Genomic DNA, 25,876 nt, shown 5'->3' on the forward strand with positions numbered 1-25,876 from the left:
GAAAAATCTGACGGCGCATCTGACGCACAATCTTTGTGCGGTATTGCCTTAAAAAATTATTCAGTCCGCAGTGCGGTTACCGGATCTTTCTTCGCCGCTTTTTTCGACGGAATCAGACCGGCGATCACTGTCAGGAACATGCTGATGAGTACCAGGATCACAGCACCCTTCCACGGCAGCTGCGCCAGATTGGAGATATCCGTCAGTGCACCGATAATGGCATTTGCCGGAACCAGCAGAACCAGTGTTACACCGATACCGATCAGACCGGCACAGGTACCGATGATCAGTGTCTCAGCATTGAAGATGCTGGAAATATTCCGCTTGGAAGCACCGATACCACGCAGGATACCGATTTCCTTGGTACGTTCCAGAACAGAGATGTACGTAATAATGCCGATCATAATGGAGGAAACTACCAGAGAAATGGAAACAAATGCGATGAGAACATAGCTGATCATGTTAACGATAGTGGTAACTGAGGTCATCATAAGTCCTACATAGTCTGTGTAGGTAATGGTCATTTCCTCGTGTCCATCGTCGATCCGCGCATCGTTGTAGTCGTCAATAATGGAGACGATGGAATCCTTTGCGTCAAAGTCTTTGGGATAAATGCTGATGGCAGAGGGCTGCTCCAGATCTACCACGCCCAGCTGTGCAAGAACACCGTCATAGGTGTCCGTGGAGTTTTCACGGATGGATTTCCGGTAGGACTCCAGCAGTTCCTCTTCGCTCATGACAGCTGCCATCTGCTGGAATTGTGCCTGTTCCTCCTGGCTCATCTGTGCCACATCTGCCTGTAAATCTTCCATAGTCAGGCTGTTGACGTATTCGTCAATGTTGAAAGGCGTACCGGTCAGGACATTGGTGTCCGGGTCAGCAACCTGTGCCTTTGCAATTTCACTGTCATTGATGTGGTTGACAACATAATCCGTCAGAGCGGAATTGTAAGCGATGGAGCCGTTGATGGAAGTGGCAGTTGCTTCTTCGTCGGGACGGATAATGCCAACAATTTTCAGCTCTGGTGCATCTTCCACCAGCTGCTTCATATAGGTATCATCGTCACGCTTGTCCTCCCATACGCCGGAGGTCTCGTTATATTGATAATAATCTGTATTCAGCACCAGCTTGAAGGAAGTGTTCAGCAAATCGTCATAGGTGAAAGAAACATTTTCCGTCTCTTCCACCGTCTCACCTTGCATGACCTTTTGCATCATGTCACGGAATTCATCCTGATCCATCAGCCCCAGGGTGTACAGTGCAACGTCACTGATCTCATTGTGTTCGTCTACTACGAGAATCAGTTCGTTGTAATCGTCTGCATCGGGCATTCTTCCTGCAAGAATGTCATACTGGGATTCCACCAGCTCACGGTTATCCAGCATCTCCGAGAATACGTTTCCGAAAGACATGTATGCTGTCATTTCGCTGGCAGAGGTAGGCATTTCCGAACCGGCAACACTGCCGCTTGTGGTACTGTTCAGCGTACTGGGATTGACCTGTACTACGCCGTCAGAAGTGTCTGTACTGTACAATTGCAGATCCAGATCATAGCTGTACTGGATATCTGAAATATAACTGTCAATATCGCTCTCATCGCCTTCCAGATAGCTCTTGAAAGTGCCCAGATCATTTGCCTTGGATTCCTGGCTCATGGTGGAGAGCATACTGCCTGCAATGTTGTTGGAGTAGACCTTGTCCTTTTCATGTCCACTTTCTTCGCTTACATTCTGCGACATCATATCTGTCATCATAGAAGTCATATCCATGCTTTCCTTTTCGATGGTCAGCGGGTAAGTAGACAGTGTGTCTTTCTGTACCGTCTCAATGTACTGGCTGATACCGTTGGACAGGGACAATACCATGGCAATGCCGATGATACCGATACTGCCGGCAAAGGAGGTTAGGATGGTTCTGGCTTTCTTGGTGCGCAGATTGTTAAAGCTCAGAGACAGCGCCGTCAGGAATGACATGGAGGATTTTCCCATATTCTTATGCACTGGTGCTTCTTTGGTCTCCGGTATTGCAAAGGGATCAGAATCATCCAGAATCTTGCCGTCACGCAGCTTCACGATACGTGTGGCGTATGCCTCTGCCAGCTCCGGGTTATGGGTTACCATAATGACAAGCCGGTCTTTGGCGACCTTTTTCAGCAGATCCATGACCTGAACACTGGTTTCCGTATCCAGGGCACCAGTTGGCTCATCTGCCAGCAGAATATCCGGGTTATTGACCAGCGCACGTGCAATGGCAACACGCTGCATCTGTCCGCCGGACATCTGATTCGGCTTTTTGTGTAACTGATCACCTAAGCCGACCTGCTCCAGAGCTTCCTTGGCACGGGCGCGCCGTTCACTCCGGGAAATACCGGAAATGGTCAGCGCCAGTTCTACGTTTGCAAGTACTGTCTGGTGGGGGATCAGGTTATAGCTTTGGAATACAAAACCGATAGTGTGGTTCCGGTAGGAATCCCAGTCTCTGTCTTTGTATTTTTGTGTAGAAATGCCGCCGATGATGAGATCGCCGCTGTCGTACCGATCAAGTCCGACGATGATATTCAACATCGTAGTCTTACCGGAACCGCTGGGACCCAGAATCGCAACAAATTCATTGTCCCGGAAATTCAGACTGACGTGATCCAGCGCAGTTTGTACCAGATCACCAGTTTTGTACTGTTTGACAATATTCTTGATTTGTAGCAAACAAATCGCTCCTTTCTGAGATAACAGATCATATTTGCATAAGCGTACTAGTTATATAGTAAACTATTTTTCTGTGTTTGTCAAGGGTGTTGGAAAATTTCATCTGTTTCACACAAAACGAGTTTTGCCAGTTTGATTTTTGTGGGACTATTGCCAAATGGCAAAAAATATGATATGATAAGTATAACGCGGTACAAATCATTTTGTGCAGCAATACGAAAAGAAAAACTGGAGGGATAACTTGTGACACTGGAAGAAATACAGCAGGAGCGTATCGCCTGGGCAGCAGGTGATGCAAAGCGGGATCATGATTTGACAGAGCCGGAGGAGATAGAGGCGTTCCGAGATATTGCATATTGTTCTGACGGTACAACAGCCCATTTGCTGGACGTTTATCGTCCAAAAAATGCACCGACCGGGCTGCCGGTGATCATCAGCATTCACGGCGGAGGCTGGTTTTACGGAGATAAGGAACTGTATCGGTTCTATTGTATGCATCTGGCAAAGATGGGCTTTGTGGTGGTGAACTGCAACTATCGCCTGATGCCGGAAGAACCCTATCCAGCTGCCATTGAGGATGTTTGCCATGTGGTTCGCTGGACGCTGGCACATCGCAAAGACTATACAACGCCGGATGCGCCGTGGTTTATGGTGGGGGATTCTGCCGGAGCACAGCTTGTCAGCCAGTATTGTATACTGGCGGCAGAGCCGGCATATCGTTGCCAGCTGGACTTTGCGACTTATGATCAGCTGCCGGATGCCGTGGCGCTGAACTGTGGTCTCTATGATATGGCAATGACAGAGGACGGTCATCGGAATCTCTATGTGCAGGAGACAACCGGAAAGCAGCTGGAACTGTTTGAACAGGTGTTGTCCTATATGAATAGTGCGTTCCCACCCACTTATCTGATGGCAAGCGTCAATGACGAGCTTTACCCATGTACATTGCCCATGAAAGCAAGACTGGAGGCGTGTGGCGTTCCCTTTGTCTTTGCAGAATACGGCGAAGGCGTACCGGAGGACAGCCATGTATTCCATTTGAACCTCTACAGCAAAAACGGAATGCGTTGCAACCAGGAAGAAGGTGCGTTTTTCCAAAAAATTGCGGAACAATCCAAATCATAAGCAAAAAGCGGGACAGTTCATGGGGAACTGTTCCGCTTTTCTCATAGATTATAATATCTCACGCAGCTTCAAAAGCCGCTGATTTTCCGAACCGCGAAAGGGAAGTGTCAGAGATTTCTGTTCTTCCAAAAAGGGACCGTCCACCAGAACATCAATTTCTTGCAAGAGCGCATCTGTCACATTGCTGCGATAAGGGCTTTCGGCAAGGAGATCCCGTTCCAGTATGCATCCAGTATAACACCAGATATCCTTGGTATTCCCGAACTGCTGCCGGACAGCCTGAACCAGACTCAGCAGAACCAGTTGGTTTTCCGGTTCCATGGGTTCGCCGCCGATCAGTGTCAGCCCATGGATATAAGACGGTTCCAGAAGCTTTAGGATTTGCGTAGTGGTCTCGTCTGTATACGGCGTACCGTAGTCAAACGCCCATGTTTCCGGGTTGAAACAATTCTTGCAGCAGTGCCGACAGCCTGACACAAATAAGGATACCCGGACGCCAGTCCCATTGGCAATATCGCAGGACTTGATTGAACCATAATACATTTTGATTACCTCTTACAGGTGCATAACACGATCCCGGATCTCCTGGGTGCGGCCCTGGTTCCAGAACTGGGTGCCGATATAACCGCAGGTACGGCGTGCCACATTCAGCTTATCCTGATCCCGGTTGCCGCAGTTGGGGCATTCCCAGACCAGCTTGCCGTCATCCTCCACGATCTGGATCTCACCGTCATAGCCGCAGACCTGGCAATAGTCACTCTTCGTGTTCAGTTCTGCATACATGATGTTGTCGTAGATATGCTGCATCACTGCAATGACAGCCGGAATATTATCCTGCATGTTGGGTACTTCCACATAGCTGATAGCACCGCCAGGAGACAATTCCTGGAACTGTGCTTCAAAGGAGAGTTTTTCAAAGGCGTTCATGGGTTCTGACACATGAACATGATAGCTGTTGGTGATGTAGTTCTTGTCTGTCACACCCTCGATGACGCCGAAACGTTCCTGGAGGCAGCGTGCGAACTTATACGTTGTGGACTCCAGAGGTGTACCGTAGAGGCTGAATGCAATATTGGTCTCCTCAGCCCAGCGCTTGCAGGTATCGTTCAGATGCTGCATCACACGCAATGCGAACGGTGTTGCTGCCGGGTCTGTGTGAGATTTTCCGGTCATATAGCGTGTGCACTCGCACAGACCGGCATATCCCAAAGAAAGGGTAGAATAGCCGCCGTAGAGGAGCTTATCAATGTTTTCGCCCTTCTTGAGACGAGCCAGTGCGCCGTACTGCCAGAGAATCGGCGCTACATCAGAGGGCGTACCTTTCAGACGATTGTGACGGCACATCAGTGCACGATAGCACAGCGCCAGCCGTTCGTCGAAGATTTCCCAGAAGCGTTTTTCATCGCCGCCGGAAGAACAAGCAATATCCACCAGATTCAGGGTCACAACGCCCTGATTGAATCTGCCGTAGAACTTGTACTTGTCGTTTTCGTCTTTGTATACAGTCAGGAAAGAACGGCAGCCCATGCAGGTGTAGCAGTTGCCTTCTTTGAGAGACTTCATGATTTTTTCGGAAATATAGTCGGGAACCATACGCTTTGCAGTACACTGTGCTGCAAGCTCTGTCAGATAGAAGTACTTGGAATCTTCCCGGATATTGTCTTCTTCCAGTACATAGATCAGTTTCGGAAATGCGGGTGTGATATATACGCCCTTCTCATTTTTTACACCCTGGATACGCTGACGCAGCATTTCCTCAATGATGATCGCCAGATCGTCCCGTGTCTGTCCCTCTGGTACTTCATCCAGATACATAAAGACAGTGACAAAAGGAGCTTGTCCGTTGGTGGTCATAAGGGTGATGACCTGATACTGGATCATCTGTACGCCCTGAATAATCTCGTTGCGTACACGCATTTCTGCAATACGGTGAATGGTTTCTTCATCCACCTCCTTACCGAGACGCTCATATTCCCGGCGGACATCCCGGCGGAATTTTTCGCGGCTGACCTGGACAAAGGGTGCAAGGTGGGACAGCGTAATGCTCTGACCACCGTACTGAGAACTTGCGATCTGGGCAATGATCTGTGTGGAAATATTGCAGGCAGTGGAAAAGCTGTGGGGCTTCTCGATCATGGTTTCGCTGATAACAGTGCCGTTCTGGAGCATATCCTCCAGGTTCACAAGACAACAGTTGTGCATATGCTGTGCGAAATAGTCAGCGTCGTGGAAATGGATGAGCCCTTCCTTGTGTGCATCAGTGATATCATGGGGCAGCAGAAAGCGGGTCGTAATGTCCTTGCTGACTTCGCCCGCCATATAATCACGCTGTACACTGTTTACCACAGGGTTTTTGTTGGAATTCTCCTGCTTGACTTCTTCGTTTTCAAAGTTCAGCAGACTGAGAATTTTTTTATCTGTGGTATTGGACTGGCGCAGCAGACCCCGTTCATAGCGGTATGTAATGTAGTTTTTTGCAACTGTATATGCACCGTGCTTCATGATCTCCAGTTCCACCCAGTCCTGGATGGTTTCTACATCCACAGCACGATTCATAGAGTCGCATCGCAGTTCGATTTCTTCTGCAATTTCACGAATTGCTTCGTCCGTAAGGCGTTCCGATTCGATCACCGTAATATTCGCCTTACTGATAGCAGCTTCGATCTTAACGCGGTCAAAGACGTCTTCTTTTCCGCTTCGCTTGATAATTTTCACAGCTTTCTCCTCCTAACATGAACAGGCTGCATCAACAGGATCAGCTTGCATTTTTTCTTGATGTGTGTTATGATGACTGTAGGTATTATTATACTCCTTCTCCGTGCTGATGTCAAGCGAATTTTCCATGTTCGTGTTTTTAAACACAACAAATTGTGCTTTCATTCTCTTCCAAACACAATATCTTGTATATTGAAAGATGATGGATCAAAATATTGCGTTTTTCAAATGACATGTCCGGAGAGACTTCTATGATTTGAAAGGAAATGATTTTATGTATGCATTTGTTTCTGTGCAGTCACCTGATGCGATTCAGAAACTCGCTGCTTTGGCAAATGAGATCTGGCACGAATATTTCCCCTGTCTGCTGACAGAAGCCCAAATCGACTATATGGTGGGAAAATTCCAGTCAGAGGAAGCTTTAACAAAACAGATCGCAGAAGGCTATCAGTATTGTATTTTCCTGTACCAGAATCAGCCGGCAGGTTATTTTGGCGTATGTCCGCAGCCGGACGGCAGTCTGTTTCTTTCCAAACTGTATCTAAAACAAGCATATCGGGGAAAAGGTTTGGCATCTGTGTTATTTCAGGAAGTGCAGCGTATTGCCAGAACATGCGGCGCATCTTTCATCTGGCTCACAGTCAACAAGTATAACGACCAGGCAATCGCAGTTTATAAACACTTCGGTATGAATGTCATTCATTCGCAGGTGACAGACATCGGTTCCGGCTTTGTCATGGATGACTATGTTTTCTCCGTTCCGGTGCAGCAGGATATGCCGGACTAAAGGGATTATACCAGAAACTTTTCCAAAAGGCAAGCATTTTTCTCAAAAAAGAATTGTTCCTATTTTTCTTCTGTTTTTCTTTGCAAAATCAAGTAAGTGTGAAAAAGCGAAAGAGAACAAGCCTGAAAAAAGTTATTTTAAAGCATATTTCGCAAAATATAAAATCACCTGTTGACTTTTTTCGGGGAATGTGCTATAATATGCATATATCTATAAAAAAGGAGTTTGATCCGATTATGAAGAATTTGAAAAAGATTGCAGCTGTTCTGGCTGCTGCGATTACTGTAAGCTCGATGCCTTTGTCTGCTTCTGCACTGGATGCCACAGATGAAGCACCTTATACTGCATGGCTGTGCCTCCAGGCTGGCGGCGATATGAAGTGGGTTTCTGCTTCTGACGATCCTGATCTTGTGGCAGAGAAGAATAATATTTCCGGTAATGAGGCAAGCATTACAGGAGATGGCGAATACTCTGTTGATGTTACCATGGAAGGCGGCTCCAGCAGTATTGAATGCCTGATCTTATCCACTAATATCAATGCGTATGCATTTGTAGAAGAGGGAAAGGATCCGTGGACGGACGGTACTGCAAAGATCGAGATCAATTCCGTTATCATTGAGCGTGTTGATGGTACTACCACTGAAATTGCATATACTGGTCCTTCTGATGGTGCATTTTCCAAGGAAAATGATGGCGTCAGCCTTCGTATGAACCTCTATAATACATGGGGTAACAATATAAAGGATATCACCAATGAACCGGAAGGCGGACTGAACAGCGGAGACAAGCTGGTTGTAAACTTTACTGTTTCTGGTCTGGTTAGAGCTGAGAAGCCGGAAGCAACTTATGGTGATGTAGATGGAAACGGAAAGGTTGATCCGGATGATGCATATCTGGTTCTGAAAGAATATGCAACCGCATCTGTTGGAGGCGCTTCTTCCTTTGATGACACCCAGAAGAAGAATGCTGATGTAAGCGGTGATGGCAATATCAACGCTGACGATGCATACCTGATCCTGGTATACTATGCACAGCAGTCTGTCGGCAGCGAGCCGACACCGTTCCCGGTAACACAGGCATAAGTTTTTTGCTGATTGATACCTAATAAAAAAACATAAAACGAGACAATTGCCGGACGGCAGCTGTCTCGTTTTTCATTCCAAAGAAAAAACCACTGTACAAAGGCTGCATTCTTTGTACAGTGGTTATCTTCATATTATATATGATATTCTTTTATTCCTGAACCAGCTGTTTCATATCATACAGCCCGGCAGGCTTACCGCAGAGATATACGGCAGCGTTCACTGCACCTACTGCAAAGACAGTCTTGGAAGCAGCACTGTGGGACAGGGTGATCACTTCGTCCTTGCCGGCAAAGATCACATCATGCTCGCCGACGATCGTACCGCCACGAATGGAGTGCATTCCGATCTCCTTGCCGTCACGCTTCATGCGTCTTGCATGGCGGTCGTAGACATAGTGGTACTCGTTGTCCAGTGTCTCGTTGATAGCGTTTGCAATCATAATAGCAGTACCGCTGGGCGCGTCAATTTTCTGATTGTGGTGCTTCTCCACGATCTCAATGTCGAACTGTCCGCCCAAGATGGAAGCGGCTTTCTTTGCCAGTTCCACCAGCAGGTTGATACCCAGGGACATATTAAAGGTGAAGAATACCGGGATCTGCTGCGCGGTGGTCTGGATCTTGCTGATTTGTTCATCGCTGTAACCTGTCGTTGCAAGAACCAGTGCAACGTTGTTCACCAGTGCATATTCCAGCAGTGTATCCAGGGAAGATGGATTGGAAAAGTCTATGATGACATCCGGTACTTCTGCAAGTGCAGTTGGTTTTTCCACAATGGGGAAGTCTGCATACTGTGCGGTATAAGAATCTATGCCGCCGATAACGGTGCAATCGTTCCGTCCTGCGATGCAGGAAGCGACTGTGTGTCCCATTTTACCATTGGCACCGCATATTACTATTTTCGTCATATTCTGCCTCTTTTCTATACTTCCTGCCATGGATTCAGGAGATCAGTCCATACGCCAGAAGTGTTTCGCGCATGGCAGCCTTGTGCTCGTCAGTCATATCGCACAAAGGCATTCTGCACGGACCAGCCGGCATACCCATCTGATTCATAGCGTCCTTTACCGGGATCGGATTTACTTCCATAAACAGATCATTGATCAGGCGCAGATACTTCAGCTGAAGCTCTGTTGCTGCAGCAAAGTTGTTGTTCAGGCAGTACTGTGTCATGTCGTGTGTTTCCTTCGGGAGCACGTTGGAAAGAACGGAAATAACGCCCTTGCCGCCCAGGGACATGATAGGTACGATCATATCATCGTTACCGCTGTAGATATCCACCTTGTCGCCACACTTTGCAGCCAGCTTTGCAGTATAGCCGATATTGCCGCTTGCTTCCTTGACAGCCACGATATTCTTGTGTTCAGCCAGTGTCGCAATGGTACCAACCTCAAAGCCGACACCAGTACGGCTGGGGATATTGTACAGGATAATGGGAATATTGACGCTGTCTGCAATGGCATTATAGTGTGCCACAAGACCACGCTGTGTTGCCTTATTATAATAAGGTGTGACAACCAGTAGACCATCTGCGCCCAGTTCCTGTGCCTCCTGAGACAGGGCAATGGCATACTTGGTGTCATTGCTGCCAGTTCCGGCAATGACTGGTACACGGTTGTGTGTATGCTCTACAGCAAAGCGGATGCAGGCACGGTGCTCTTCGTCATCCAGTGTAGACGATTCGCCGGTGGTGCCGCAGATAATAATGGCGTCCGTTCCATTTTCAATCTGGAAATCAATGTTCTTTCCCAGTCCATCGAAATCCACAGAGCCGTCTTCCAGCATGGGGGTGATAATGGCAACGCCAGCACCTTCAAAAATGGTATTTTTCATAACAATTACCTCCTGATGGCAATTTTTGTTATATGCTTATTTGAGAAAATTCGGTTTTTTCCACGTAAAAGTGACAAGAACAGGGTCAATTTCTGCGCCAAGTTTTTCATAGAAACGGATGGCAGAATGATTTTCCGTCAGGCATTTCCACTCGATCTTCACGCAGTTCAATTCCTTTGCGATCTCACAAAGTTTCTGCATCAGTGCATATCCCACGCCGATGCCCCGACAGGAATCTTCGCAGAATAATTCTTCCAGATAAATGACATATCTTCCCATGGCACCTGCCAGCCGATAGGTATGATAAACTGCCACACCCACCGGAGTTTCTCCCTGATATGCCAGGAGTGCACAGACGGAGCGTTCTTCCAGCATTTCACGCATGGTGTCCGGATCAGTAGCAGTGCCGCTGAAATGGGGATCCATTTCTTCCTCCATTTGCAGCAGTTTTTGCAGGAATCCGCAGATCACTTTGGCATCCTCAGGGGATGCGCTGCGGATAGACAGTGTCCCGGACATTAGTCAAAATAGCCCTTTGCTGCCAGCAGTTCTGCCAGCAGAACACCGCCGCCGGCTGCACCACGCAGGGTGTTGTGAGACAGGCACACGAACTTATAGTCAAACATGGTGTCTTCCCGGAGACGACCTACGGAAACGGCCATACCGCCTTCGATATTGCGATCCAGCTTTGCTTGGGGACGATCGTCCTCCTGGAAATAGTGGATGAACTGCTTCGGTGCGGAAGGCAGCTCCAGTTCCTGGGGAACGCCCTTGAAGTCCTCCCAGATCTTCAGGATCTCATCCTTAGACGGCTTCTGCGTAAAGGAAACAAAGACAGCAGCAGTGTGACCATCCGAAACCGGTACACGCAGGCACTGGGTAGTGATCAGGGGACTGTCAGCGCTGACGATTTTGCCGTCCTCGATCTGGCCCCATACCTTCAGCGGTTCCTTCTCCGACTTTTCTTCTTCGCCGCCGATGTAGGGAACGATATTATCCAGAATTTCCGGCCAGCGTTCAAAGGTCTTTCCGGCACCGGAGATTGCCTGATAGGTGCAGGCAAGGATATTCTTGATGCCATACTTGCGCAGGGGAGACAGTGCCGGTACATAGCTCTGAATGGAGCAGTTGGATTTGACTGCGATAAAGCCGCGCTTTGTACCCAGACGCTTGCGCTGGCTCTCGATGATCTCAATGTGTTCCGGGTTAACTTCCGGTACGACCATGGGAACATCTGGTGTAAACCGATGTGCAGAGTTATTGGAAACCACCGGGCATTCTGCCTTTGCATAAGTTTCTTCCAGGGCACGGATCTCATCCTTTTTCATGTCAACAGCGCAGAATACAAAGTCCACCATGCCGGCGATCTTTTCCACATCTGCTGTTGCATCGAACAGGATCATATCCTTCATTGCTGCGGGCATAGGCGTCTGCATTGCCCAGCGGCTGCCGACTGCTTCCTCATAGGTCTTTCCGGCTGAACGGGGAGAAGCCGCCAGAGCTGCGACATGGAACCAGGGATGGTTCTCCAGAAGCGTTGCAAATCGCTGACCAACCATACCAGTTGCTCCGATAATGCCAACCTGATACTGTTTCATTTTCGTCATTCCTCCAAAAAAATCTTAAAAATATGAAAAAACCGGTTGAAAACCGGCGGCTCATGCGATATAATAGAATAGAATCATTTGCGTGATGCAAAAAGCATGACGCTGATAGCACTCCATCATAACGATGACAGTCATATTCCTGTTCGGAAATATGCCCAGAAGCTGTGTCACCGGTACAGCCTCTTCGGCACGCACGCTTTTCTGCTTCGATCATAGCGGAATGGTATCCTGTCAGAGCATACTGATCGTGAGTGCGCCTCTACCTATTCCTATCATATCATTTCTGTGGGAATTTGTCAATATTATTTTTGCGAAAAACAGGAGAAGCCTATGAAAAAATCAGATTTTTATTACGATTTGCCGGAAGAACTCATTGCCCAGACACCCATCGAGCCGAGAGACCACTCCCGGATGATGCAGATCGACCGAAATACAGGGGAGATACAGCACAAGCACTTCTACGATCTCTGTGATATTTTACAAGAGGGAGACCTGCTGGTCATGAATGATTCCCGTGTCCTGCCGGCACGTCTGTACGGCGAAAAGGTGGATAACGGTACGTTTATTGAATTCCTGCTGCTGGAGCAGAAAGGAGACAAGCTGTGGGAGATCATTTGTCGTCCAGGAAAAAAGGCAAAAGTCGGCGTGAAATTTTCCTTCGGCGGCGGACGGCTCATTGGTGAGGTCGTGGAAGTGAAGCCAGACGGCAACCGGATCGTGCAGTTTACCTGTGAGGGGAATTTCTACACTGCACTGGAAGAAGTGGGACAGATGCCCTTGCCGCCGTATATTCACGAGAAGCTGAAAGACAAGGAACGCTATCAGACTGTCTATTCCAGGGAACTGGGTTCCGCTGCGGCACCCACTGCCGGGCTGCACTTCACCAAGGAAATGCTCCAGAAGCTGAAAGATAAGGGCGTCAGAGAAGCCTATGTGACGCTGCATGTGGGACTGGGAACATTCCGTCCGGTGAAAGAGGATGACGTATTGCAGCACAAAATGCACAGTGAGCACTATCATCTTTCGCAGGAAACAGTGGATATGATCCGGGAGACGAAGCGGAACGGCGGGCGTGTTATTGCAGTAGGCACAACCTCCTGCCGGACGCTGGAAGCCGTTGCAACGGCGCATAATGGGGAACTGGTGGCGGATGATGGTTATACAGATATTTTCATTTACCCGGGCTACGAGTTCAAGGTACTGGACGGACTGGTAACCAATTTTCACTTGCCGGAAAGTACGCTGATCATGCTGATCTCTGCCTTTTTGGGATATGAGAACACCATGCATGCCTATGAGGTAGCTGTAAAGGAACGGTATCGGTTCTTCAGCTTCGGGGATGCTATGTGTATTCTGCCGGAGGAAAAATAAATGAAAGCACGTACTCCAGAAGAGTTACAGCAAATCATTGCACAGATTGATGCGATTGACTGGTCACGCTATGATACTGCATACGGGAACGCTTCTGGGATCGAAACCCGCCCGAGAAAACGGTGGGAAAAAATTCTTCCAATGTCCATTACAATGCGCCGTCACAGATATCTTGACGAGGATTGCAGAAATCTGGCAGATACTGCGAAGTGGCTGAAAATGCTTTTCTCAGAGCAGGAAAAAGAGGCAAGGGAAGCGGCATTAAACCTGGATGCTTCACTCTGCCATCAGCATATTATGGTTGCAGATGCATCGCTTCCGGCATATGACATTCTGGTATACTGTCTAAGAACAACAGATAGTGCTATGCTGATTGAAGATCTCCTTGATTTATTCTATGGATTTGCCATTTGTACTTCAAAAATTCAAGAAGGAGCAGAGTGGGCTTTCTCTCTGCGGGAAAAAATGCTACAAGACAAAGCGTTGTATGCATCTTATCTGTCTGAAAAAGATGATTACACAGCAATATACGCCAAGGAAATTTGTGCATTGCTGCAAACTCCTCCGATTATGACACAATGATAAAACAGAAAGGAATTTACACGAATGTTTACACTCTTAAAAACCGAAGGACATGCCCGAAGAGGCATCTTTGAAACCGTACACGGCACCATTCAGACGCCGTTCTTTATGAACGTTGGTACTTCGGCGGCAATTAAAGGCGGTATATCTTCCATTGACCTGGTAGACTTGAAGTGCCAGGTAGAGCTTTGCAATACCTATCACCTGCATCTGCGTCCGAGCGATAAGATCATACGTCAAATGGGCGGCTTGCACAAGTTCATGAACTGGCACAGACCTATTCTGACAGACAGTGGCGGCTTTCAGGTGTTCTCCCTGGCAAAGCTGCGGCGTATCAAGGAGGAAGGCGTTTATTTCCAGTCCCACATTGACGGCAGACGTATCTTCATGGGTCCGGAAGAGAGTATGCAGATTCAGTCCAACCTTGGCTCTACCATTGCCATGGCATTTGATGAGTGCGTGGAAAATCCGGCACCATTGGACTATGTGAAAAACTCCTGCGCACGGACTACACGCTGGCTGATACGCTGTCAGAACGAGATGAAACGCCTGAATGCAATGGAGGGTACCATCAATCCTAAGCAGATGCTGTTCGGCATCAATCAGGGCGGTACCTTTGACGAGATCCGTGTCTCCCATATGCAGGAAATTGCGCAGTTGGATCTGGACGGCTACGCTATTGGCGGTCTTGCGGTGGGAGAGCCTACGGAGGTCATGTACCATATCATTGAGCAGGTCGAACCGCATATGCCGGTGCACAAGCCACGTTATCTCTTGGGCGTGGGCACACCGTCCAATCTCATTGAGGGTGTGTATCGTGGTATCGACATGTTCGATTGCGTTATGCCCAGCCGCAATGCACGTCACGGTACGATTTTCACATGGGATGGCATTCTGCATATTACCAATGCAGCTTATGAGACGGACTCTCAGCCCCTTGACCCGAAGTGTGATTGTCCCGTTTGCCGGAACCATTCCCGTGCCTATGTGCGCCATCTGTTCAAAGCAAATGAACAGCTTGGGGGACGCCTTGCAGTGGCACATAACCTTTACTTCTATAATACGCTCATGGAAAAAATTCGTGATGCACTGGATGCCGGGGAATTTACGCAGTTCCGCAAGGACTACAGCGAACGGCTGGCGCAGCGAATCTGATTTCAACCAGATGGGTGAAACATTGAGGTAATATACAGCAAAAAGCGGATGCCGCAAAAACAGCATCCGCAATATATCTTATGAACAAGTGAAAATATGACGTGAAATTATTCGTAGATCGGCTCCAGGACAGCGTACTTGCCATCAGAACGCTTGTAAACCACGTTTACCTCGCCGGTATTGGCATTGGTGAACATGAAGAACGCATGCCCCAACAGATCCATCTGGAGAATTGCTTCATCCAGATCCATGGCGTGCATCACAAACTTCTTGTGACGAACGACTTCGTGTTCTGCTTCGGCGACGGGCTCTTCCAGCATGTCCACAAAAGCAGCTTCTTTCAGCTTCTTTTCCACACGTGTCTTGTTCTTGCGGATCTGGCGAATGATCTTATCTACGGAAGCATCCAGTGCGTCTTCCTTATCAACAGCAGATTGCTCTGCACGATAAATCATGTTGTTATAAGTAACAGTCAGTTCGATCACCATCAGGTTCTTGTGATTTGCCATGGTGATCTTAGCTTCTGCCTCTTCACCGAAAAACTTGTCAAGTTTGGAATTCAGACGGTTTTCCGCATATTCTGTGAAATTCTGTGGGATCTGCATTTTCTTTGCTGTAATTGTGATTTTCATGATAATTCCTCCTTCTACAGCGTTTCCCATGAGACAATTGCATTGCCGGATAGAAAAGCTGTTCGTTTCTCCTATTATAACATACTTCTATTTTTTTGGCAAGCACATTCTGATTTTTTGTATAATTCCAACAAAAAATAAACTGCATTTTAGTGATATTGTCTTGGCTCCACATGTATTTTTTGGCGATTTCTACAAAATGCAGAAAAGCATCTTGCATATTTCACAAAAATCGATTATGATACATATGGACGTATTCTCACCGGGGAGGTGTATTTGCTATGTTTGAAAAAATCATGGCTTCTTTGCAGGAAATTCCTGCATATTCGATTCTGATCAGCGCCGTAGTCGTTGTGTTTATCGCACTCAGTATTCTCACCATGTTCGGAAAGGCAAGGGAAGAAAAAGAGGTCGAACAGCTTCGCTGGAACAAAGTGAGTGCCCATATGGCACTGTATGATACTGCAAGAAGAGTTGTTATCCCTCTGGAGGCAGACGAAATTCTGGTAGGACGGCACGGTGCTGCCGATATTCGGTTTTCTGATATGAGCGTTTCACGATATCATGCGGTGCTCTACGTATCCAATGGTATCTGGAGCGTGATGGATCTGGATTCCAAATCCGGTACATTTGTCAATGGGAGAAAAATCCGCTCACAGGTGAAGCTGAAAGACATGGACGAGATCCGTTTCGGCAACAAAACTGTTATTATCCGACAGCGAAGGGGGAAACAGCAGCATGTATAAAAACGGAATATCTTATGCAAAATGTACCGCAATGGTGTTGCTGACGCATGTGATCATGCTTCTGGCGATTCTGCTGCGGGGAAAATATGATACGCCCCAGGACATCCTGCCTCTGGCAGCGGCGGTCATCGGATTGGACATTGTGTACAGTGCAGTACTGCGTTTGTGTTACCGGCAAATGACATATACCTTGGACTTTGTGCTGTTGCTGCTGATCAATATCAGCGTTATTTTTCAATCCTGTTTCGGCGGCGTGGGGTTTGCGTTCAAGCATTACGTTACCTGTATTATCGCCCTTGTTTTCTGTCAGCTGGGATTTCTGCTGACCCGGAACCATGTATGGATCCAATCGAAAAAAATCGTTTTGTACGTCATTCTGGGTGCATTGATCCTGAGTATCCTGCTCCTGACAGGAAGCCGCAGTATGTGGATCAACCTGGGACCCATCAGTATTCAACCGTCAGAATTTATGAAACCGGTCTTTGTCCTGATCTGTGCCACATCCATCCGGGAACAGCACGAGAAAAAGAAGATCCTGTTCTTCTATGTTTCCAAAGAGATGATGATCCTGACAGGTGCATTTATCATTATCGTGGGCTTGCAGTGGTGGTGCCGTGACCTGGGTTCTCTGCCAACTTTTGCAGCAGCCTATGGCTGTGCGCTGGTTTGCCGGCTATGTTATCCGAAGGCAAAGTTCTCGAAAAAAACGGTTATCGGTCTGAGTGCAGTCGGCGTCGTACTGATCCTGTTGGCATTGAAGTTCGCACCAGGATATGTACAGGATCGTCTCTCCGTGGATATCTGGAACCAGATGGAAGGCAACGGATATCAGCAGTGTAAAGCACTCATCGCCATTGCAGAAGGCGGTCTGTTTGGCAAGGGCCCCGGCTGTGGTTCACTGTACAAGGTCTTTGCGGCAGATACAGATATTGTCTTTTCCACCATCTGTGAAGAATGGGGCTTTTTGGTGGCGCTGCTGGCGATTCTCATTATCATGAGTATGCTGTTGCTGCCCATGATCAACAAACCCCGCAGCTATTTCCACACGACAATGATCCTGGGCGTTGTTGCGGTAATGATCGTTCAGATGGGATTGAATATCTTTGGTTCTTGCAATCTGATCCCGTTTACCGGCGTTACCATTCCCTTTATTTCGCAGGGAGGCAGTTCCATGATTACCAGCGGTTTTCTTGCGGGTATGCTGAAAGCGGGACAGTCACCGGTATTCCGTAAACCGGAACAGAAGAAAAAGAGATCTGTAAAGAGAAAGGCGGCTGTCGCATGAAAAGTATCCAAAGCATCAGGCGAGGTGAGCGCCTGACCATTCTGATCCTCGTTGCGTTTTTCATTGGAATGGGTATTCTGGTATTCAAGGTCGTTCGGGAATCCTCGTTTTATATGTCACACTCAGATGATGTCACACTGGGAAAAGTGTATGATAGAAACGACCAGGTATTATTTGACCCGGACGCCAGCACGGAGACCTATGAGGCAGATTATTTTGTAGACGTGGGTAATGTCATCGGCGATGACAGCGGGCAGATGACCAATACACTGGTTTCAGAGAATCTGGAAAGCTTGCAGAATTACAGTCTGATTTTCGGGGCAACGCCACATGGACAGACGGCGATTTATTCCACCCTGGATCATGAGGCCAATCGGACAGTCTATAACGCATTCGGGAATAAGGACGGCACTGCTATTGCCTATAATTATCAGACAGGGGAGATTCTGGTCTGTGTCAGTAAGCCCAGTGTAAATATCCTGGACAATTATGCAAACATTGCAGAGCTGCCCGAAGGCAGTCTGATCTGCAAAGCATTCTATGAAACCACACCTGGTTCCACCCAGAAAATCGCAACAACTGCTGCTGCACTGGAGACATTTGGCTATGATGGACTGATGTCGAGATCCTACAATTGCAGCGGAATCTATACCACAAAGTATAATCAGCAGATCAAGTGCCACGATCTCAGCGGACATGGGACGCAGAATATTGTTCAGGCATTTGAAAACAGCTGCAATCCTTTTTTTGCGCAGCTGGTACAGGATATGCCTCTGGATCGTATTATTACTACCTATTCCCGGATGGGAATTGCAGTCAATGAGGAAAAACCGAAAAAAATTGAATTTGATGGTATTTCCTCTTTCAGTGCGTCTACCAAGCTGACAGATACCAGCGATTTTGACACCATGTGGAGTTGTATGGGACAAAGTGAAGCCCTGGCAAGCCCATGTCAGATGATGCTTTGGGAGAGTGCCATTGCCAATGGTACAGGAACTGTGACCAATCCGTATCTGATCGATCATACAACAGGCGTTACCGGCAGCACAACATATTCAGCCGAAACCTGTTATGGCAATGCAATTTTTTCTGCTGAGGTTGCCAGTCAGATCAAGCAGATCATGCGGCAGAATGGTCAGGAAAAATATGCGTCCATCGGATATCCGGTAGGCGTAAAAAGTGGTACAGCACAGGTGAAAAACGGTGCTTCAGAAAATTCACTTCTCGTTGGATTTAACGATGATCCCAATTTGCCCATCGCATTTTGTGTTGTTATTGAGGATCGGGTTTCCGGAGAGATTTCCACTTCAGAACTGGTTTCCACAATGCTGCATGCACTGGATAAATCGTAAAAATACAATAAAAAGGGACTGTTGCAAGAACAGCAAAATCCTGGTTTACGGGTCGATGTGGGCATCGACCCCTACAAAATGTCACACATTTCGTGGTAATTTGTAGGGTGCGATGCCCACATCGCACCGTTTTCCTGTTGGATTTTGACTGTCCTGCAACAGCCCCTTTTTTGATATATCAAAGTAGATTGATCTGCTTGAACATATCCTGCATTTTACGATCAGTTGCCGCAATGGTTTCGGCACACTCTTTCAACTCATCTGTCAGAGTCGCTGCAACTTTCGGATCCCCAGTGGATTTATAGTGCAGCTGATGCTCCAGACTTGCCCAGAAATCCATGGCAATGGTGCGGATCTGTATTTCGACGGGTGCGGTCTGTCTGCCGTTAGACATATAGACCGGCACATCCAGGATCATATGAAAGCTGCGGTAGCCGTTGGGCTTTGGATTTTTGATATAGTCCTTGATCATGCGCAGCTGAAAGGCACTGCGTTTTGTGAGCAGATCGGCAATGGCATAGATATCGTCAATATAACAGCAGATGACACGCACACCGGCAATATCGGTCAGATTGTTCCGGGCACTTTCCGGCGTGATAGGCATCCCTTTCCGTCGGAGTTTTCCCACAATACTCTGGGGTGTTTTGATGCGGCTTTCAATGTTATGGATGGGATTCCGCTGAAAGCGCATACTGAACTCATTATCAAAAATATTCAGCTGCGCCTTGACAAGTTCGATGGCAGAATCATAGAGGTGTTCCAGCTCCAGGAAGGAATAGAACACATCCTGGATCTGGTCTTCTTTTTGTGTCGGAACAACATCCCGGATCGCATCCAGGTAAAATTCTTTATCATCCATAGTTTGTCACTTTCCTTGAGAAGAAAACGCACACAAATAGACTCACTTGTGTGCGTTAAAAAGGTTGATACGTTTTTTACGGGAGCAGACGGTTGATATCACGGGGGAACATGCTTGCCTGGCGAACATTGGACAGTCCCAGAAGCTTCATGACAAGTCGTTCCAGACCGATGCCCAGGCCGCCGTGAGGCGGCAGACCATACTTGTGGGCTTCCAGATAATACTTGAAGTCCTCTGGATCCAGACCTTGTGCGTGCATTTTGTCCAGCTGTTCCTGATAATCATGGATACGCTGACCGCCGCTTGTGATCTCCAGGCCACGGAACAGCAGGTCAAACTTGTATGCCAGACGAGGATCTTCTCGTGAGTTCATCGCATAGAACGGCGGCTTTGAGGATGGGAAGTGGGTGACGAAAATAAAATCACTGCCAAAGGTCTCCTTGGCGTATTCGCAGATCGCAACTTCATCTTCCGGCTCCAGATCCAGCTTGTTCTTCGAGCCCTTGTTGCCCAGGATCTCCTTTGCTTCCAGCAGGGTTACGCTGGGAATCTCATGGATGACCGGAATATCTGCTTCCAGCAGTTCCAGCTCATAGGCATAATTCGCACGGAGATAATCCATAACATAGCGCAGCATGGCAGTTTCCATTGCCATGACATCATACATGCTGTCGATATAACCCATTTCGAAGTCCAGACCGATATACTCGTTAATATGACGGGAAGTGGCGTGCTTTTCTGCACGATACACCGGAGCGATCTCAAAGACACGGTCGAAGAATGCCACAGCAGTCTGCTTGTAGAACTGAGGGGACTGGTTCAGGAATGCAGGCTTATCAAAATATTCCAGATGGAAGATGTTTGCGCCGCCTTCGGCACCCTGTGCAACGATCTTCGGGCTGTGGATCTCAGTAAATCCTTCTTTGAGCATGAACTCCCGGAAACCGCCCACTACGCCTTCCTGGATCTTGAAAATGGCACGTTCGTACACGTTGCGCAGTGCAACAGAACGATTATCCAGGTTGATATCGAGTGCGCAGCCCAGCTTCTTGTTGGAAACTTTCAGCGGATACTCCGCATTGGAATTTGCGATGACCTGTAATTCAGACAGCTGTACTTCAACGCCGCCCACTGCCTTTTCGTTCTTTGTAACAGTGCCGCGGATCCAGACGAAGTTGCCTTCCCGCAGACCGTCCATGGAATCCTTGCACTGTTCCGGAGTATACAGCGACTGGATCAGATACCGTCCGGTACGCAGAATAACAAAGGCAAAACCGCTCATCTGGCGAATTTTATGCACGCAGGCACGGATCGTGATCTCTTTGCCCACGTGATCTGCTGCATCGGCAAAGTCAAATTCATGGAGCAGATGGTCTGTTCCAATCTGGAGAATGCCATCTTTCCGTTCCGGCTGATACTTTGCTTCGTTGGCGAAAGGTGTGCAAGCGTTTTCAACTGCTGCTTTTGTTTCAGTATCCTGCTTCTGGGAATCCTCAGCTTCTGCCTGGGGAACAGCTTCTGTCAGCTTTTTCTCCAGCAGGTCCTTGATCACGCCGGGTGTGCATACGCCACGCAGTACTTTTGTACACTGACCCATGAGGAATCCGAATACCTTCTTTTCGCCGTTCTGATACTGTGTCACTGCAGCTGCATTTTCAGACAGAATGGATGCGATCATCTCTTCCGCCTTAGCCGTATCGTTCACAATGAGCATACCGGACTGCTGTGCAATGGTCTTTGCATCCTTTCCTGTTTCGATCATCTGGCGGAGAATCTTCTTAGCATCGTTCTTGGATACCTTTTCGGTATCCGCCATCTGCACCAGTTCTGCAAATTCCTGGGCAGTGAAGGGGAGTGCTTCCATGGAGACTTCGCCCAGATTTACACGGCGCAGCAGCTCCACAATAATAAAGTTTGCGATACTCTTTGGCTGATTGTATGCCGCAACCGCTTCATCATAGAAATCAGAAACACGCTTCTGATTGATCAGGATCTGCGCATCTGTCTTGGACAAGCCATACTGTTCCGTATAGCGTTTCATACGCTTGTGCGGCAGTTCCGGCAGCATTGCCTTGATGGAATCCAGCATCTCATCGGTGAAGTTCACCTGGAGAATATCCGGCTCCGGGAAATAGCGGTAGTCGTGGGCGTTTTCCTTGCTTCTCATGGAAGATGTCTCGCCCTTGTTTTCATTGAAACGGCGTGTTTCCTGTACTACCTGCTTGCCTGCATCCAGCAGTCTGGACTGACGCTTGATCTCATAGTTAATGGCACGGGTGATGGATTTCAGGGAGTTCATATTTTTGATCTCTGCACGGGTTCCCAGCTTGGTATCGCCCGGGCGCATAATAGATACGTTAACATCACAGCGCAGAGAACCTTCCTCCATTTTACAGTCACTGACACCGGCATATTGCAGCAGAAGGATGACCTTTTCAATAAATGCCTTTGCTTCCTCAGCGGAGGAAATATCCGGTTCAGTCACGATTTCTACCAGCGGAATACCGCAGCGGTTGTAGTCAGCCAAGGATACAGCGTTGAAATCATCGTGTACAAGCTTTCCGGCATCTTCTTCCAGATGGATATGGTTGATGCGGATATCTTTCTTGCCGGCAGAGGTCTCGATCTCCACCTTTCCCTCCAGACAGAGAGGGCGGTAAAGCTGAGAGATCTGATATGCCTTGGGCAGATCGGGGTAGAAGTAATTCTTCCGGTCGAATACGGAGAATTTATTGATATCGCAGCCCAGTGCGAAGCCTGCCTTTACAGCGTACTCTACAGCGGTCTGGTTAATGACCGGGAGTGTGCCCGGCATACCGGTGCAGACCGGACAGCAGCGGGAGTTCTGGCTTCCACCGAATTCAGCGCTGCATGTGCAGAATACCTTGGATTTTGTCAGAAGTTCGGCATGGATTTCCAAACCGATTACAGGAATATAGGATGACATAATAAAACACAGACCTCCTTAAAGTACCGGTGCAGCCAGTTTGAATTGCTGCTCAAAGGCATCAGCCACCTGCAGAATTGTCGATTCGTCAAACTGCTTTCCCACGATGGACATGCCAATGGGCATACCGGACGCATTGTAGCCGCAGGGTGTGGAAATTGCCGGCAGGGAAGCGATATTGACAGTAACAGTGCAGATATCTGCCTGATACATCTTTGCCGGATCCGAGATATTTTCATTAACGCCATAGGCTACAGTCGGAGAAGTCGGTGTCAGGATCACATCGCAGCTTTCAAAGATATTGGAATATTCAGCGGTGATACGCTGTTTCAATGCCATTGCCTTGCCGTAATATGCATCATAGTAGCCACTGGAAAGGGCATAGTTTCCCAGCAGGATCCGGCGCTTTACTTCATCGCCGAAGCCTTCACTTCTGGAATTGCAGATCAGTTCTTGGAAGGTATCGCCGATCTTGCTGCGGTGACCGTACTTAATGCCGTCATAGCGGGAGAGATTGGACGATGCCTCTGCCGATGCGATCAGATAATATGCAGCAACGGCATATTTCAGGCTGGGCATACTGCATTCTACCAGCTGAGCCCCCATCGCCTCGTATGTCTTAGCCGCATTCAGAACGGCGTCACGTACTTCTGCATCAATACCTTCTGCGTAAAATTCCTTAGGCAGTGCAATCTTCAGTCCCTTGATATCTTTTCCCAATTTTGCTGTGAAATCTTCGGTGCTGCGCTTGGAAACGGTACCGTCATGGGGATCATAACCTGCAATGGCATTCAGCAGCCATGCACAGTCCTTTGCATTTTTTGCGATGGGTCCGATCTGATCCAGAGAGGAAGCGAAGGCTACCAGACCGTAACGGGAAACTCTGCCATAAGTGGGCTTTAAACCGGTAACGCCGCAGAATGCAGCCGGCTGACGGATTGAGCCGCCGGTGTCAGAACCCAGTGCAGCTGCCGCCAGAGAAGCAGATACGCAGGCGGCAGAACCGCCGGAGGAACCGCCCGGTACGCACTCCGTGTTAAACGGATTGCGTGTCTTTGCAAATGCGGATGTCTGTGTCGAACCGCCCATGGCGAACTCGTCCATACTGGTTTTTCCCAGCATGACTGCATCCTGTGCCATCAGCTTTTCCATAACGGTAGCGTTGTAAGGCGGCACGAAGTCCTCCAGCATTTTGGAAGCGCAGGTTGTCCGGATGCCGTCAGTACAGATATTGTCCTTGATGGCAAGGGGAATGCCGCAGAGCATTCCGGCTTCACCAGCATCGATCTTCTTCTGCGCAGCCGCAGCATCTGCCATGGCACGTTCAGATGTTACTGTGATATAGCTTTGGATCGTATCATCGAACTTCGCAATGCGATCCAGATAACCCTGCGTCAGCTCCGGTGCGGAAATTTCCTTGCTGTCCAGCATTTTGCGCAGGCGTTCTATTGTCAGTTGCGTAAAATCCATAGTTTTTTGTCCGCCGTTTTCGGCGAACACCTCCTTTATCTCGATTTTGCAGATCATTCTACGACCTTCGGTACAACGAAGCAATTCTCATCGTTGACCGCATTTTGCAGAATTTTTTCTGTGGGGAAGCTGTCAGCCTTGACATCTTCTCTCAGATCGTTCAGATAGATATCCTTATTATCTGCCAGCGCATCATATTCCACATCGATTTCCTTTACGGTATCCATGATCTCAATGATGCTTGTCATTTCTGCTGCCATCTTTTCCATTTCTTCCGGTGTGAAACTGAGCTTTCCCAGTTCTGCCAGATAGGCAATCATCTGTAAATCCAATGCAAACCCTCATTTCTTTTGGTTTTTGAAAAACGCCGCAGGATGCAATCATGTTCGCAGAACTGCGGCATCTTACGATCTGTTTTATTATATCACAATCCTTCTGATATTGCAAGGATTTTCTTTGACAGAAGCATAAAATTCCCGAATTCGAAAAAAATTTCTGGATACAGCTTGATTTTTTCCTGTATTTTCAGTATAATAGAAAATGACAATGCATTAGGCAATACCACACAAAGAGCGCCTGAGGGCTTTGCACGTCACATGCTTGCATATTCTCCGTTATATTTCACAAAAATGCTTATGAATACATAAAATATTCACTGCAATTTTTGTTTCATCTGACGAAAAATCTGGCTGCACATTTGACGGATGATCTTCGTACGGTATTGCCATAGATTGGGAGGATTCATATGCTGACTTTTTCAAAAATGCACGGCATTGGCAATGATTACATCTACATCAACTGCTTTCAGGAAACAGTGACCGATCCGGAAAAGCTCTCGATTTTCATGAGTGATGTCCGGTTTGGCGTTGGTTCTGACGGACTGGTTCTGATCCTGCCTTCGGAGGTCGCAGATTTTCGGATGCGTATTTTCAATGCAGACGGTTCTGAGGCAATGATGTGCGGCAATGCCACCAGATGTATCGGCAAGTATGTTTACGACATGGGTATGACAGACAAGACGGAGGTCTCTCTGGAGACCAATTCCGGGATAAAATATCTGACGCTGTATCCCGGCGCTGACGGCAAGATCGAAAGCGTTAAGGTAGATATGGGAAAGGCGATTCTTGTACCAAGGGAAATTCCTGTAGATTCGCCGCTGGAACGGTTCATTGCACAGCCTGTGACAGTGGATGGTACAGAATATGAAATGACCTGTGTTTCTATGGGAAATCCTCATGCAGTTGTGTTCCTGCCGGAGGTCGATTCGCTGGATCTGGAAAAGATCGGTCCATCCTTTGAGCATCATCCGCTGTTTCCGGATCGGGTGAATACAGAATTTGTCCGGGTGATCGATGATCACACATTGCAAATGCGTGTCTGGGAGCGTGGAAGCGGCGAGACCTTTGCCTGCGGTACAGGTACATGTGCGACTGTCGTTGCCGCTGTCCTGAACGGCTTCTGCAAAAAGGAAGAGGAGATTCTGGTGCACCTGCGGGGCGGAGATCTGCGGATCATCTATCACGAGGATGAAACTGTCACCATGATCGGCCCTGCAACCTATGTGTTTGAAGGAAAAATGGAAGTGCCTGTTCTGTAAATCAAGCACAAAATAATATAAAAGGAGAAG

Annotated in this window: 22 protein-coding genes and 1 riboswitch; of the genes, 10 read left to right on the forward strand and 12 right to left on the reverse strand. The window is 47.9% G+C overall.

What is annotated here, in order from left to right:
* Positions 1–56: 56 nt before the first annotated feature.
* Positions 57–2,702, reverse strand: a complete 2,646-nt coding sequence (locus Q0418_RS08725; RefSeq protein ID WP_298483750.1) for an ABC transporter ATP-binding protein/permease — start codon at positions 2,700–2,702, stop codon at positions 57–59.
* 243 nt (positions 2,703–2,945) lie between these two features.
* On the opposite strand from Q0418_RS08725, the gene Q0418_RS08730 reads away from it, so the two are divergent.
* Positions 2,946–3,827: an alpha/beta hydrolase gene (locus tag Q0418_RS08730; protein ID WP_298483751.1), complete on the forward strand. Its 882-nt coding sequence runs from the start codon at positions 2,946–2,948 to the stop codon at positions 3,825–3,827.
* A 48-nt stretch (positions 3,828–3,875) separates the two neighbouring features.
* Here the strand turns inward: Q0418_RS08730 and nrdG are convergent, their stop codons facing one another.
* The gene (nrdG, locus tag Q0418_RS08735) at positions 3,876–4,370 is read right to left on the reverse strand and encodes an anaerobic ribonucleoside-triphosphate reductase activating protein (protein WP_298483752.1); all 495 of its coding nucleotides are present in this window, start codon (positions 4,368–4,370) and stop codon (positions 3,876–3,878) included.
* Between the two features lie 12 nt (positions 4,371–4,382).
* Positions 4,383–6,542, reverse strand: a complete 2,160-nt coding sequence (gene nrdD / locus Q0418_RS08740) for an anaerobic ribonucleoside-triphosphate reductase (RefSeq protein WP_298483753.1) — start codon at positions 6,540–6,542, stop codon at positions 4,383–4,385.
* Between the two features lie 274 nt (positions 6,543–6,816).
* Between nrdD and Q0418_RS08745 the strand changes: the two genes are divergently transcribed.
* Both Q0418_RS08745 and Q0418_RS08750 read left to right on the forward strand, forming a co-directional pair.
* Positions 6,817–7,329, forward strand: coding sequence for a GNAT family N-acetyltransferase (locus tag Q0418_RS08745; RefSeq protein WP_298483754.1), 513 nt, complete (start codon positions 6,817–6,819; stop codon positions 7,327–7,329).
* 236 nt (positions 7,330–7,565) lie between these two features.
* The gene (locus Q0418_RS08750) at positions 7,566–8,411 is read left to right on the forward strand and encodes a dockerin type I domain-containing protein (RefSeq protein ID WP_298483755.1); all 846 of its coding nucleotides are present in this window, start codon (positions 7,566–7,568) and stop codon (positions 8,409–8,411) included.
* 151 nt (positions 8,412–8,562) lie between these two features.
* Here Q0418_RS08750 and dapB read toward each other — a convergent pair whose 3' ends face one another.
* From dapB to asd, 4 genes are read right to left on the reverse strand one after another with little or no spacing between them, the layout of a single operon-like run.
* Positions 8,563–9,318, reverse strand: coding sequence for a 4-hydroxy-tetrahydrodipicolinate reductase (gene dapB, locus Q0418_RS08755; RefSeq protein WP_298483756.1), 756 nt, complete (start codon positions 9,316–9,318; stop codon positions 8,563–8,565).
* Positions 9,319–9,352: 34 nt separating this feature from the next.
* Positions 9,353–10,243 carry a 4-hydroxy-tetrahydrodipicolinate synthase gene (gene dapA, locus Q0418_RS08760; protein ID WP_298483757.1) on the reverse strand — a complete coding sequence of 297 codons (891 nt, stop codon included), beginning with the start codon at positions 10,241–10,243 and terminating at the stop codon, positions 9,353–9,355.
* 36 nt (positions 10,244–10,279) lie between these two features.
* Positions 10,280–10,762, reverse strand: a complete 483-nt coding sequence (locus tag Q0418_RS08765; RefSeq protein WP_298483758.1) for a GNAT family N-acetyltransferase — start codon at positions 10,760–10,762, stop codon at positions 10,280–10,282.
* The gene (gene asd, locus Q0418_RS08770) at positions 10,762–11,841 is read right to left on the reverse strand and encodes an aspartate-semialdehyde dehydrogenase (protein ID WP_298483759.1); all 1,080 of its coding nucleotides are present in this window, start codon (positions 11,839–11,841) and stop codon (positions 10,762–10,764) included. Before asd ends, Q0418_RS08765 begins: the two co-directional genes overlap by 1 nt.
* A gap of 107 nt (positions 11,842–11,948) precedes the next feature.
* A riboswitch (Lysine riboswitch) is annotated at positions 11,949–12,120 on the reverse strand.
* A 60-nt stretch (positions 12,121–12,180) separates the two neighbouring features.
* Between asd and queA the strand changes: the two genes are divergently transcribed.
* Genes queA through tgt form a run of 3 tightly spaced genes read left to right on the forward strand, consistent with a single transcriptional unit; the run spans position 12,181 to position 14,958 of the window.
* Positions 12,181–13,221 (forward strand): tRNA preQ1(34) S-adenosylmethionine ribosyltransferase-isomerase QueA, encoded by a 1,041-nt coding sequence (gene queA, locus Q0418_RS08775; protein WP_298483760.1) that lies wholly within the window; start codon positions 12,181–12,183, stop codon positions 13,219–13,221.
* Positions 13,222–13,803 (forward strand): hypothetical protein, encoded by a 582-nt coding sequence (locus Q0418_RS08780; RefSeq protein WP_298483761.1) that lies wholly within the window; start codon positions 13,222–13,224, stop codon positions 13,801–13,803.
* Positions 13,804–13,827: 24 nt separating this feature from the next.
* Positions 13,828–14,958 (forward strand): tRNA guanosine(34) transglycosylase Tgt, encoded by a 1,131-nt coding sequence (gene tgt, locus Q0418_RS08785; protein WP_298483762.1) that lies wholly within the window; start codon positions 13,828–13,830, stop codon positions 14,956–14,958.
* A gap of 107 nt (positions 14,959–15,065) precedes the next feature.
* Here the strand turns inward: tgt and raiA are convergent, their stop codons facing one another.
* Complete coding sequence (gene raiA, locus Q0418_RS08790) at positions 15,066–15,590, reverse strand: ribosome hibernation-promoting factor, HPF/YfiA family (RefSeq protein ID WP_295217848.1); 525 nt, start codon at positions 15,588–15,590, stop codon at positions 15,066–15,068.
* Positions 15,591–15,871: 281 nt separating this feature from the next.
* Here raiA and Q0418_RS08795 point away from each other — a divergent pair, with 281 nt between their 5' ends.
* The 3 genes from Q0418_RS08795 to Q0418_RS08805 are packed head-to-tail and all read left to right on the forward strand — an operon-like array spanning position 15,872 to position 18,973.
* Entirely contained in the window at positions 15,872–16,336 is a 465-nt protein-coding gene (locus tag Q0418_RS08795; RefSeq protein WP_298483763.1) for an FHA domain-containing protein, read from the forward strand.
* Positions 16,329–17,621 (forward strand): FtsW/RodA/SpoVE family cell cycle protein, encoded by a 1,293-nt coding sequence (locus Q0418_RS08800; RefSeq protein WP_298483764.1) that lies wholly within the window; start codon positions 16,329–16,331, stop codon positions 17,619–17,621. The genes Q0418_RS08795 and Q0418_RS08800 overlap by 8 nt, the downstream gene beginning before the upstream one ends.
* On the forward strand, positions 17,618–18,973 hold the full coding sequence (locus Q0418_RS08805) for a penicillin-binding transpeptidase domain-containing protein (RefSeq protein WP_298483765.1): 1,356 nt from the start codon (positions 17,618–17,620) through the stop codon (positions 18,971–18,973). The genes Q0418_RS08800 and Q0418_RS08805 overlap by 4 nt, the downstream gene beginning before the upstream one ends.
* 178 nt (positions 18,974–19,151) lie before the next feature.
* Here Q0418_RS08805 and Q0418_RS08810 read toward each other — a convergent pair whose 3' ends face one another.
* From Q0418_RS08810 to gatC, 4 genes are all read right to left on the reverse strand, one after another.
* The gene (locus Q0418_RS08810) at positions 19,152–19,832 is read right to left on the reverse strand and encodes a GTP pyrophosphokinase family protein (protein ID WP_298483766.1); all 681 of its coding nucleotides are present in this window, start codon (positions 19,830–19,832) and stop codon (positions 19,152–19,154) included.
* Between the two features lie 76 nt (positions 19,833–19,908).
* Positions 19,909–22,779 carry an Asp-tRNA(Asn)/Glu-tRNA(Gln) amidotransferase subunit GatB gene (gatB, locus tag Q0418_RS11050; RefSeq protein WP_317336633.1) on the reverse strand — a complete coding sequence of 957 codons (2,871 nt, stop codon included), beginning with the start codon at positions 22,777–22,779 and terminating at the stop codon, positions 19,909–19,911.
* A gap of 18 nt (positions 22,780–22,797) precedes the next feature.
* The gene (gatA, locus tag Q0418_RS08825) at positions 22,798–24,249 is read right to left on the reverse strand and encodes an Asp-tRNA(Asn)/Glu-tRNA(Gln) amidotransferase subunit GatA (RefSeq protein WP_298483767.1); all 1,452 of its coding nucleotides are present in this window, start codon (positions 24,247–24,249) and stop codon (positions 22,798–22,800) included.
* Positions 24,250–24,302: 53 nt separating this feature from the next.
* Complete coding sequence (gatC, locus tag Q0418_RS08830) at positions 24,303–24,581, reverse strand: Asp-tRNA(Asn)/Glu-tRNA(Gln) amidotransferase subunit GatC (protein WP_298483768.1); 279 nt, start codon at positions 24,579–24,581, stop codon at positions 24,303–24,305.
* A gap of 416 nt (positions 24,582–24,997) precedes the next feature.
* Here gatC and dapF point away from each other — a divergent pair, with 416 nt between their 5' ends.
* A complete protein-coding gene (gene dapF / locus Q0418_RS08835; protein ID WP_298483777.1) occupies positions 24,998–25,846 on the forward strand; it encodes a diaminopimelate epimerase in 849 nt (282 codons plus the stop codon).
* Positions 25,847–25,876 lie beyond the last annotated feature (30 nt).

Origin of the sequence: uncultured Ruminococcus sp. (assembly GCF_937915125.1) — a bacterium.
Lineage (GTDB): Bacteria > Bacillota > Clostridia > Oscillospirales > Ruminococcaceae > Ruminococcus_C.